We start from the raw sequence: 11,731 nt of genomic DNA on the forward strand, positions 1-11,731 counted from the left end.
GCCTAGCCCGCGGCGGTACTGAGCGCCGACAAAACCGTTTCGGGATCGGTTGTGGCGCCACGGTTGTAGGGCAGCTTGGACAAGGCCGTGGCCATCGCGCACGTGTTGGTGAGCGCGGCGAAAGTCAGCCCGCCACCGATCGCGGCCGCCACCCATTTGAGCCGGGGGAGCGCGACACTGCCCAGCACGGACGACAACACGACCGACCCGGCGACGAGGCGCACCTGCCGTTCCAGATCCCACCGCGCGGCGCCGCGGTCGACGGCGAAGCCCTGCCCCTCCCAGTCGATGATTCCGTTCTCGAGGACGCGTCCGCCCGTCAAACCGGCGTTCCGCAACAGCGTTTGCGCCTTGGTGGAGCGTTGTCCCGACCGGCATACCAGGACGACCTCGTCGTCCCCGCCCAACAGCTGGGCGACCTCACGGGTGTGTTCGTCCAGTACGTCCAGGGGCACGTTGTAGGACCCGGAGATGTGGGACGTTTCGAACTCCGCGGGTGTCCGCACGTCGACGATGCGTGGGGCGGGCGAAGACTCGAGTTGCTTGCGTAGCTCGGCCGAAGTGATGGCGTCGGCGGTCGGTGCGCTCATATGATTCCTCCCGTTAATGGGCTCCTCAACTAGTCACTACCCGCTATCGCGATGCGGGCCTGCCTTTTCGATCACGTTGAACCTGAAGTGATGTCGAGCTTTTCCGCGTTGTCGTAGTCGTCGTCGATCAGCACGACGCGGCGTTGATGCCGGTCGAGCAGCGCCGCGGCGATCGACGCCCGGTAGCCGCTGGCGCAGTGGATCCATAGTTCGCGGTCGTGGGGAAGTTCGCCGAAGCGTTCCGGTAGCTCGTGCACCGCAATGTTGACCGCATCGCGCACGTGGCCGCTGTCGAATTCGTGTGGCTGGCGAACGTCGACGACGGTGACCGCGTCGTCGTCGAGCACATCGACGAGGTCCTTGAAGGACGCGACCCGATAGCTGCGCAGCGGCGTGCCGTCGGCCAGCTCGCCTATATCGCCGGTGGCGCTGCCGGTGAGGCGATCGACGCCGATGCGGGCGAGTTCGCGCTGGGCGTCGGCGACCTGCTGGGCATCCTCACCGATCAACGTCAGCGGTGCGCCCCAGCTGTACAGCCACCCGAGGTAGTTCACGAACGAGCCCGACAGCTCGAACCCATAGGTGCCGGCCAGATGCCCCGCCGCGAATGCCGTGCGGTTGCGCAGGTCGACCACCCACTCGCCGGCGTCGATGCGGTGGCGAAGTTGGTGTGCGTCAACCGGTTCGGGCGTCGACAGGTCGGCCGCTTCGGGGCCCGCCCTGTTGATGACGCCCATGTGTGCGTAGTAGGCGGGAAACGCCGAAAGTCCGTCCAGCAGCTCGTCGACGTATTGCTGTTCGTCCTGGGTCAGCGCCGGGTTGCTGCGGCGTTGTTCGCCGATGGTGGAGGCGTCACCGTCGGGTGGCGTGGCCGAACAGAAGCTGCCGAATCCGTGTGTGGGATAGATCGCGGTCTCCGAAGGCAGCTCATCGGCGAGGCGCCGGACCGAATGATATTGCAGCCGGGCCAGTTCCTCGGTGTGGTCGTCGCCGACCAGGTCTGTCCTGCCAGTGCTGCCGAACAGCAGCGATCCGCCCGTGAAGACGCCGACGGCCTCGCCGGAATCGTCACGCAGCACGTAGCTGACGTGATGGTGGGTGTGCCCGGGTGTGAGCAGCACTTCCACATGGATTCCGCCGGTGTCGATCCGGTCACCGTCCCCGACCGCGTGGCGGTCGAAGTCGACGTCTTCGCCTGCGGGAACGACGTATTGGGCGCCGGTCGCTTCGGCCAGTGCCAGCCCGCCGGTCACGTAGTCGTTGTGGATGTGGGTCTCCAGCACGTGGGTGATGCGCAGGTCTCCCGTCAGCTCGAGCACCCGGTCGATGTCGCGTTGCGGATCCACGACGACGCCGACGGTGCCGTCGCTGATGAGATAGCTGCGGTCGCCCAAACCCGAGGTTTCGATGATCGTCACGTCCACCATCGTTTTCACCCTCTTGATCGGCCCGCGGGGGCGACTCGTGCTGTTCTTCGGCTCGCGGCAATCGGCATGTCTTCTAGTACCCCGAACGCGGAGTGCCGGCGCACGTCGAGCAGGCGATGGGCGCGGCCGGAACACCTGTGAAACCCACGCGCATCGCGCCAATGGGCGGGTCAGCGCAGCTCGGCGCGGTCGAACGTGTCGGCCGCCGCAGCATCGAAGCATTTCAACCACGGTGATTTTTGCGCGGCCCGCGCCGCGCAGCCGTGCGGTGTGTCGCTATCCGCCGGTGAGGGATTCGTCGGCCATGTCGCAGACGCACACGTACCCGCCGTTGCGCCACGGACCGAACTGGGTCCCGCGCCTGCGCAGCAGATGCTGCGCGTAGACCTTGTCGCGTTGATCCCGCGAGAACGCGAAGTCGAGATTGATGGGCAGACCCGCCCAATCGACCTGGTCACTGACGGATTCGTCGCCGGCGCCGCCGTACCTGAGCCGACACTGCAGCGGGCAGCCGTTCTTGATGACCCGATCGGGTCCATCACACTCCCGAGCCACGATGACGTCACTCCTTCAGGCGCGCGACCTTACGAGTGCATCGTGCGACGCCGAAGTTTCGGCGGTAGGCATGCGATGTTTCCGCTGTGTTACGGGTGGCGGATCGGCGTCAGTAGACGTCGCGGTGGTAGCGCTTGTCGGCGCTCAGCGACTGGACGTAGTCCTTCGCCGCGTCCGAGTCGAGCTTGCCGAATTCGGCCGCGATCTCGCAGAGCGCCCGGTCGACGTCCTTGGCCATGGGATCCGCGGTGCCGCAGACGTAGAGCTGGGCGCCGTCCTGCAACCAGCTCCACAGTTGCGCCCCGCGTTTGCGCATCAGGTGCTGCACGTAGACCTTCTGCTGCTGGTCCCGGGAGAACGCCAGGTCCAACTCGGTGAGGAACCCGTCGTCACGCATCTGCTCGAGTTCGTCGCGGTAGTAGAAGTCGGTGGCGGCGTGCTGCTCGCCGAAGAACAGCCAGTTGGGGCCGGTGTGGCCGAGTGCGCGCCGTTCCTGCAGGAAGCCTCGGAACGGCGCGATCCCCGTCCCGGGCCCGATCATGATCATCGGGGTGTCCGACTCGCTGGGCGGCCGGAAATTGCTGGACTGCTGCAGATACACTGCGACGCGGTCGCCGGGGGAGCGGTCGGCGAGGTAGGTCGAACACACCCCGCGGCGTGCGACGCCCTGGAAGTTGTAGCGCACCGGGGAGACGGTCAGGTGGACTTCGCCGGGGCACTCCTTGGGGCTCGATGAGATCGAATACAGCCGCGGCTGAAGGCGTTTGAGGACCCGCAGCCACTCGTGGGCCGACGCGGAGACAGGCAACTTGGCCAGCAGATCGATGGACTGGCGACCCCACGTCCAATCCGCAAGTGCCCGTTTGTTTTCCGGCTTCAGCAGCTCCGCGAGTGTCGGGTCACCGGTGCGCTCCTGCACGAAGCGCACCAGATCCCGGCTGATGTGGGCGATCTCGATGCGTTCGGTGAGCGCGGAGCGCAACGACATCAGGCCGTGTTCGCCGACCTCGACCGGGGTCTGCCCGTTCAATCCGGTGACAGACAGCCACTCGTCGACCAGCGCGTCGCTGTTGCGCGGCCACACGCCGAGCGCATCACCGGCCTCGTAGGTCACCGATTCCTCCGGCATGTCGAAAACCAGGTGCCGCACATCTTTCGTCGATTCCGGCCGACTCAACACGGTGTTGCGGACCATGCCGGTGATCAGCGGATGCTTCTTGCTGTAAGCGCCGGCGGCGGGCGCGCCGGGGCGAGGCGGCGCAGCAACCGGGGACGTGCGGGCCGGCGCCGTCACGCTTCCGTCCCCGCCGACCGAGGTGGGCGTCCGGGTCAGGGCCTCGATTACGTCGCCCACCCACTTCGCCGCGGTGTCGTCGTAGTCGGGTTCGCAGTCCACCCGGTCCGTGATGCGGGTGGCTCCGAGCTCGGCGAGGCGGGCGTCCAGCTTGCGGCCGTGCCCGCAGAAATCGTCATAGTTGGAGTCGCCCAGCGCCAGGACGGCGTAGCGGGTGTTGGTGAATCGCGGTGCGCCCTCGGATGTCAGCGCTCGCCAGAGGCCGGCGCCGTTGTCGGGCGCGTCGCCGTCGCCGGTGGTGCTGGTGACGAACAGCACCTCCCGCGTCGTCGTCAACTCCGCCGGCGGGAAGTCATCCATGCCGTGCAGCGCGACCGGGAGTTCCGCGGCGCCCAACCGGGCGGCGATCTCGCCGGCGAGCTCCTCGGCGTTGCCGGTCTGCGATGCCCACAGCACCACCACGGGCGTGCGCTCGGCGACGGGTTTGGTGTCGGCGGGCGTGGCGGGCGGTTGCTCGACGGCCGGTGCCGGGGCGCTGGGCGGTGCCTCGGCCAGGCCGCCGGGTTGGGTTCCGTCGACGCGCGAGAACAACCCGGCCAGAAGGCCGTCCACCCACAGCCGCGTGCCGGCATCGAACGGCGCGCTCGGCGGCAGGGTGGGTACGCCGGCGGCGTGGCGACCGGCGTCGGAGCGAAGTCCGGAAAGCATGCCGGCCAGATACGAGCGGCCGAGCTCGTTGAATTCTGGCTTGGATTGCGTTGTCACACCCAGCAATTCGCCGAGGGCGTCGACTTGTGACACGCTGATTTCTCGTACCTCCGTGGGTGCGGATGCCGGTGTGTCGGGGACCGCCGGCACCTCGGTACCGGGATCGGGTTGCGCGGCGGCGACCTTCGTCAGCGTGACCGCGCAGGCCTTGAATTCGGGTTGACTTGAGATGGGATCGACGGCGTCGTTGGTGACGGCGTTGATGGACAGGTATTCGCCGAAGGCGTCGTTCCAGTGGAACGGTGCGAAGCAGTTCCCGGGCCGCACCCGGTCGCTGACGACGGCGGGCAGCACGGCGCGGCCGCGCCGGGACGCGATCTCGATCTGATCGTCGTCGGCGATGTGCAGGCGGGCGGCGTCGTCGGGGTGGATCTCGACGAAGGGCCCGGGATTGAGTTTGTTGAGTTTGGCGACCTTGCCGGTCTTGGTCATGGTGTGCCATTGGTGGGGCAGGCGACCGGTGTTGAGCAGGAACGGGTAGTCGTCGTCGGGCATTTCGTCGGGCAGCAGGTGCGGGCGGGCGAAGAACACCGCCCGGCCCGTCGGCGTCGGGAACGCCAATCGGGGCACGCTGCCGTCCTCGCGGACTAGCGGCGTCTGGCTGACGCCGTCGTTGAGGTAGCGGATCGGGTTGCGCCCGCTTTGGCCCTCCGGCGCGCACGGCCACTGTAGCGGGCTCTGACGCAGCCGCTCGTAGCTGACCCCGCGCAGGTCGTAGCCGGTCTTGGGGTTGGAGAACCGCTTGATTTCTTCGAAGACTTCCTCGGCGCAGGTGTAACTGAAGGCCTCCGAAAAGCCCATCTCGCAGGCGATCCGGGCGATGATCTGCCAGTCGGGCAGCGCGTGGCCCGGCGCCTGGACCGCCGGCTGGAACAGCGTCATGTTGCGCTCGGAATTGACCATGACCCCTTCGGATTCCGTCCACAGGGTCGCCGGCAACAACACGTCGGCGTATCCGGTGGTCTCGGTCTCCAGGAACGCGTCTTGGGCCACCACCAACTCGGCGCGCTCCAGCCCGGCCAGCACGGTCTTACGGTTGGCAACGGAGGCAACGGGATTCGTGCAGATGATCCAGCAGGCCTTGATCTGCCCGTCGGCCATCCGGGAGAACATGTCGATGGTGCCGCCGGCGACCTCGGTGCGCAGCGTTCCGTGGGGAAGGCCCCAAAGGTTTTCGACGAATTCGCGATCCTCGTCCGATAGCACCGACCGCTGACCGGGCAATCCCGGTCCCATGTAACCCATCTCGCGACCGCCCATGGCGTTGGGCTGGCCGGTGAGGGAGAAGGGGCCGCTGCCCGGCTTGCAGATCGCGCCGGTGGCCAGGTGCAGGTTGCAGATGGCGTTGGTGTTCCAGGTGCCGTGGGTGCTCTGGTTGAGGCCCATGGTCCAGCAGCTCATGAAATTGTCGGCCTCGCCGATCATTTGAGCCGCTTTGCGGATGTCCGCTTCCGGGATGCCGGTCACGGCGCTGACCATGTCGGGCGTGTACTGCTCCAGGAAGCCGGGCATCACCTCCCAGCCCTCGGTGAATTCGGCGATGAAATCGGGGTCTGTGTGGCCGTTCTCGACGATCAGGTGCAGTAGCCCGTTGAGCAGCGCCAGATCCGATCCCGGCGCGATCTGTAGGTACAGATCGGCCTTCTCGGCGGTCGCGGTGCGGCGCGGGTCGACGACGATCAGCTTCGCGCCCGCCTTGACCCGGTCCATCATCCGCAAGAACAGGATGGGATGGCAGTCGGCCATGTTCGCGCCGATGACGAAGAACACGTCGGCACGGTCGAAGTCCTGGTATGACCCGGGTGGTCCGTCCGCGCCGAGCGAGAGTTTGTAACCGGAACCGGCGCTGGCCATGCACAGTCGCGAGTTCGACTCGATCTGGTTTGTGCCGATGAAGCCCTTGGTCAGCTTATTGGCCAGGTATTGGGCCTCGATGGACATCTGGCCGGATACGTACATCGCGAAGGCGTCCGGACCGTGCTCGTCGATGATCGCGCGTAACCGGCTCGCGCATTGGGTGATCGCCCGATCCATGTCGACGGGCTCGAGTGGCTCACCGCGGCCGGCCCGCACATGGGCCGAGTCCATCCGGCCCGGTGCGCCGAGCATGTCCGCGGTGGTGGCGCCCTTGGTGCACAACCGGCCGAAGTTGGCCGGATGTGCTTTGCTCCCAACCGACTTGGCGACGTGATCGCGGCCCGTTTTCGGGTCCGTTGTGATCTGCAACACCATGCCGCATCCGACGCCGCAGTACGCGCACATGGTGTTCACGGCGTTGTCCGGCGCCATGGACTCCCTGGTCACGCTTACGTCCCTTCGGTTCGAGTGCGCACGAGTTAGCTCGGTCTCGGGTGAGTTCATTGTGGAGCAGGCATGTTTCGGCACCGCTGCCCGAAATTTCCCCCGGTTTACTTCTTCCTCTCAACGGCAGGCGCGCCGATGTGAAATCGCCGGGGAATGCGCGGCCGTTCCAATGCGTTACCGCAGGTCACCGTTGACCGGCCGTCCCGCTTGAGGTTACGCAGGCCCGCCCGCGAAACGCTTCTCAGAAGGGGGTTTTTGACCAAACCGATGGGACATTCACAGTCTTCGCTAAGCTCACCGCGTGCGTCGGCTCATTGTGATCTGTCTGGTTTTGCTGGCCTCCGGTTGCGGCTGGAAGCCGACCGCGCCGCCCCAGGCCCGGCCCGACACCTGCAAGGACTCCGACGGGCCGACGGCCGACACCGTGCGGCAGGCGATCACCGCGGTTCCCATCGCCATCCCGGGCACCATCTGGGTCGAAATGGGCCGCGGGCATACCCGAAACTGCCGGTTGCATTGGGTGCAGATCATCCCGACGATCGCCAGCGAATCCAGCCCGCAGCAACTGCTCTTCTTCGACCACAACAGGCCGCTGGGTAGCCCCACCCCGAACCCAAAGCCGTACACGACTGTGCTACCGCCCTCGGATGACACCGTCACCGTTCAATACCAGTGGCAGAAGGGAAATGACCAGCTGTGCTGTCCGAGCGGGATCGGAACGGTCAAGTTCCGGATCGGCCCGGATGGCAAGCTGGAAACGCTGGGCAAGGTTCCGAATCAATAGCGTTCGCCGCCAATGGCTTTCCCAACCCTGTCGGCGTGCTGGGGCGGCCGGTGATCGGCGGTCAACCGCTCAGCTCGTGAGGGCCTCTTCCAGGTTCTCGGGGTGCAGCATCTCGACGTAACGCAGCCGCTCCGGGATGCCGAAACCGTCGACCAGCGTCTCGGCGTGCGGGCGCAGCGCGCGGCACCGGTCGTTGATACCCCGCGTGACCGCCTTCGCGCGTTCCGTGGACAGGTAGCGGTGCTCGATGTACCACGCCTTGTCATCCTCGATGACCGACAGCGCGTACAGGTCGCACAGGATGCCGAGTATTTCGCGGGCCTTTTCGTCGGGGCACGCGTCGATTCCGGCGACGAACGCCTCCAGGATGACTCGGTCGATGTGCGCGCTGGCCGCGTGCAACACGTGATCCTGCACGGAGTTGAATGCGTCGAAGGCCGACATCTCTTTGGATTTGGCCTGCAGCCGGCGGGCCACCGATGCCAGCAGATACTCCTCGCGGTCCTCGAACATCGTGATCTGCGTGCCGCGGTTGAACAGGCTGCCCTCTTCCTCGCTGTCTTGGCGGGCGTCCACGATGGTTTGGATGATCGCCTCTGCCGCAGTGCGTTTGACGACACGTTCACCCACCGTGCTGGCCGCGAAGCGCACCCATTCGACCGGACTCATGCTCTTGATGTCATCGGCGTAGGCCGTGAGCAGTTCCTTGGCCACCAATTGGGTCAGCACGTGGTTGTCGCCCTCGAAGGTGGTGAAAACGTCTGTGTCGCCGCGCAGTCCGATCAGCCGGTTCTCGGCCATGTAACCCGCGCCGCCACACGCTTCCCGGGACTCCTGGATGGCCCGGCTCGCATGCCAGGTGTTGGCCGCCTTCAGGCCGGCGGCGCGCGCTTCGAGTTCGCGTTGCTCGTCGGCGTCCGGCGCGTCCGCACTCTGCACGTCATGACATTTGCCGACCAGTTCGTTCTGCGCGAACTGCAGCGCGTACGACTTGGCGATCAACGGAAACAGTCGCCGCTGGTGCACCAGGTAGTCCATGATCAGCACTTCGGAACCGTCGTCGGGTGCGGTGAACTGCCTGCGCTGCAAGGCATATCGGGTGGCGATGTCCAGGGCCACCCGGCCGGCGGCGCCGGCGCTGCCACCGACGGTGATCCGGCCGCGGACCAGGGTGCCCAGCATGGTGAAGAACCGGCGGTTCGGGTTGTCGATCGGCGAGCTGTAGCTGCCGTCGACCGCTACGTCGCCGTATTTGTTCAACAGGTTGACCCGGGGGACCCGGACATGGTCGAAGACGATGCGGCCGTTGTCGACACCGGGCAGTCCGCCCTTGTATTCGCAGTCCGAGGTGGTGATGCCCGGCAGATCATTGCCGTCCTCGTCGCGGATCGGAACCAGCACGCAGTGCACGCCGTGATTGACCGGCTTCCCGTCCTCGTGGGTGATCAGTTGCGCGAAAACCGCCGCCATGGTTGCGGTTTCGGCGGCGCCGCCGATGTAGTCCTTACGCGCAGAGGGGGTGGGGGAGTCGATGATGAACTCTTCGGTCTCGGGGTCGTAGGTAGCGGTGGTCTCCAGCGACTGCACGTCGCTGCCGTGTCCGGTCTCGGTCATGGCGAAACAGCCGCGCAACTCGAGGCTGATGATCTTGGGCACGTAGAGCTCGTGGTGGCGCTCGGTGCCCAGGTTCTCCACGGCACCGCCGAACAGGCCCCATTGCACCCCGGCCTTCACCATCAGCGACAGGTCCGACATGGCCAGCATCTCGATCATGGTGATCGCCGCGCCCACGTCGCCGGTGCCGCCGTGTTCCTTGCGGAAACTGTCGGCGGCCGCGCCGAACGCCGCCATGATCCGCATCTGCTCCGCCACCTTGGTGCGGGCGATCACGGTGTTCGGGGTGTAGTGCGGGCGGAACAGGTCCTCGGTGAGCGTGGCCCGCATCCGGTTTCTCACATCGCGCCAACGCCCGTCCAGTGCGTTGCGCAGATAGTCGGCAGTGCTAGTCGTTTCAGGCGCCATAAGCCGACAGTAATGGGCGGTTCCCGTCGCGGCGAACAACGCTGACAGTTCATGTCGCCGTCCACATTCTCGCGACGGCCACCGACCCGCGGCACCCGGCCGCCCTCCCCGCTCAGCCTTGGCGGCGAGGGGCTTCCTGCGGCTCGCGATCGGGGGACGAGTGGCGGCGTTCGCCCAGCGGTGACCGCAGCCGATACAGCGTGAATCCGGCCGCGAGCAGGCCGAACAGCACGAGCATCCCCATGTCGAACACCCACCAGCCGCTGTAGTGCGTCCAGGTCACGGCGTCGGCCGCCAGGGAGTCGACCCTGCGCAGGTTCGTCGTGGACGCCGTGGCCGCGAAGCCCCACTGGGCCGGGACGAACCAGCTGATCTGCTGCAGGCCCCACCTGCTCACCAGCTGCACCAGGCTCCCGTTGAACAGCGCCGCCACCAGGATCACCGGGACCACCAGCGGCAGGACCTCGCGCGGCGACCTGCCCAGCGACGACAGCGCCAGGCCCAGGACCGCCGACACGATCGCGGTGACCGCCACGCCCACGTAGAGCTCGACCGTGGCGTTGTGCAGCAAGACGGCGCTGCGTCCCGGCCCGCCCTTGACCGCGATCACGATCGCGAACACGACGGCCGTCCAGACGGCCGCGGTCAGGCCGTACACGGTGATCTTGGCGGTGAGGTACGCCGGTGCCGTCAGGCCGACCTCCTGCTCGCGCCGGAAGACGCGGTGTTCGCCCACCAGCGCGCGGATGGTCAGCGCCGTGCCGATGATCACCGCCGCGACGTTGAAGGCGGCCAGGAGCTCGATGGCCTCGTGCGGATTGGTGCTGGCCGGGCCGGGCCTGGCCAGGCCCGAATCACCCGGGATCAGCAGTGTCAGCCCGGCCAGGACGAACGGCAGGACCGCCAGGAACGCGAAGTAGCTGCGGTCGCCGAGGAGCAGGCGAACCTCGCGCCGGGCCAGCAACCAGATCTGCCGAGCCCTGGGCGGCGCGGGCGGCGGCGGCCACGGTGCCGCGACTTCCGGCGCCGTGGCCGGCGCCGACGTGGGTGGTCGGGTGCGAAACGCGCGGTGGGCTCCCTCGGGATCGGCGCCGACCTGCGCGAGCACCCTGTGCCAGTCGGAGGTGCCCAGCGCGGATTCCACCTGCAGGGGCGTCCCCAGGTAAGCCACCTGGCCCGTGCCGGTCAGCACCAACACCTGGTCGCAGACGTTGACGTCGGTGAGCGACGTGCGCGCCGAGATCGCGACCACCACGGCGCAGCCGATATCGGCCTGGCGCCGTAGGACCGCCATGACGTGGCGCTGTTGCGCCGCGTCGAGTCCGGCGGTGGGCTCGTCGACCACGAGCAGGCTGGGCCGGGTGAGGAGCTCGACGGCCAGGGCCGCACACCGGCGCACCTCGGCGGGGAGTTTGCGGATTCGGGTGTCGCGGTGCGCCGTCAGCTCCAGCTCGTCGAGGACCTGGCTGACCACGCGGTCGCGCTGCTCGGCCAAGGTGTCCGGCGGCAGGCGCAGCTCGGCGGCGTATTCGAGGACCTGCGCGACGGTGAGCTGGCGGTGCAGGCGGTCGTCGCGTGGGACCACCCCGATGCGGGTCCGCGTGGCCTCCGGTTCGGCGTGCACGTCGTGTCCGTCCACCGTGACGCGCCCCGCGCTGGGCGCTCGGGCGCCGGCCAGCAGCGCCAGCAGCGCGCCATTACGCGCGGCCGACGGTCCGACGACCGCCGTCATGGTGCCGGGGCGGGCCGTGAACGAAATGCCCGACAGCGTCTCGCGCCCGTCGACGGTCAGGCCCAGTCGGTAGGCGGTCGCCCCGGTGGTGCGCGACGCGGTCTGCAGCGGCAGGCGATAGGTGGAGTCGGGTTGCTCGGTGCGGAACGAGGGGCGCTGGACACGCAGCTTGCTGGTCACCATGCGCTCGATCAGGCTCGGGCCCTTTTCCCGCTCCTCTTCCACCGGCGGCGGGATCGGTGGCCGAACCGGGGG

The 11,731-nt window shown here is 67.4% G+C and carries 7 protein-coding genes; 1 reads left to right on the top strand and 6 read right to left on the bottom strand.

The genetic code is table 11. The features are described 5' to 3' along the window. Positions 1-2 precede the first annotated feature (2 nt). The 4 genes from DQP58_RS17810 to DQP58_RS17825 all read right to left on the bottom strand — a co-directional run bounded on the left by DQP58_RS17810 (position 3) and on the right by DQP58_RS17825 (position 6,923). Entirely contained in the window at positions 3-590 is a 588-nt protein-coding gene (locus tag DQP58_RS17810; protein WP_112709592.1) for a rhodanese-like domain-containing protein, read from the bottom strand. A 71-nt stretch (positions 591-661) separates the two neighbouring features. Beyond that, entirely contained in the window at positions 662-2,014 is a 1,353-nt protein-coding gene (locus DQP58_RS17815) for an MBL fold metallo-hydrolase (RefSeq protein WP_112709597.1), read from the bottom strand. Positions 2,015-2,293: 279 nt separating this feature from the next. Beyond that, complete coding sequence (locus DQP58_RS17820) at positions 2,294-2,539, bottom strand: hypothetical protein (protein ID WP_205869459.1); 246 nt, start codon at positions 2,537-2,539, stop codon at positions 2,294-2,296. Positions 2,540-2,681: 142 nt separating this feature from the next. Further along, the gene (locus tag DQP58_RS17825) at positions 2,682-6,923 is read right to left on the bottom strand and encodes a bifunctional nitrate reductase/sulfite reductase flavoprotein subunit alpha (RefSeq protein WP_112709593.1); all 4,242 of its coding nucleotides are present in this window, start codon (positions 6,921-6,923) and stop codon (positions 2,682-2,684) included. Between the two features lie 331 nt (positions 6,924-7,254). Between DQP58_RS17825 and DQP58_RS17830 the strand changes: the two genes are divergently transcribed. Continuing rightward, positions 7,255-7,722 (top strand): LppP/LprE family lipoprotein, encoded by a 468-nt coding sequence (locus DQP58_RS17830; RefSeq protein ID WP_112709599.1) that lies wholly within the window; start codon positions 7,255-7,257, stop codon positions 7,720-7,722. A gap of 69 nt (positions 7,723-7,791) precedes the next feature. Here the strand turns inward: DQP58_RS17830 and DQP58_RS17835 are convergent, their stop codons facing one another. Further along, on the bottom strand, positions 7,792-9,744 hold the full coding sequence (locus DQP58_RS17835) for an acyl-CoA dehydrogenase (RefSeq protein WP_112709594.1): 1,953 nt from the start codon (positions 9,742-9,744) through the stop codon (positions 7,792-7,794). A 112-nt stretch (positions 9,745-9,856) separates the two neighbouring features. Then, on the bottom strand, positions 9,857-11,731 hold a 1,875-nt coding region (locus DQP58_RS17840; protein WP_430916223.1), incomplete at its 5' end, for an ATP-binding cassette domain-containing protein.

It is taken from the genome of Mycobacterium colombiense (assembly GCF_003284975.1).
Classification (GTDB): Bacteria; Actinomycetota; Actinomycetes; order Mycobacteriales; family Mycobacteriaceae; genus Mycobacterium; species Mycobacterium europaeum_A.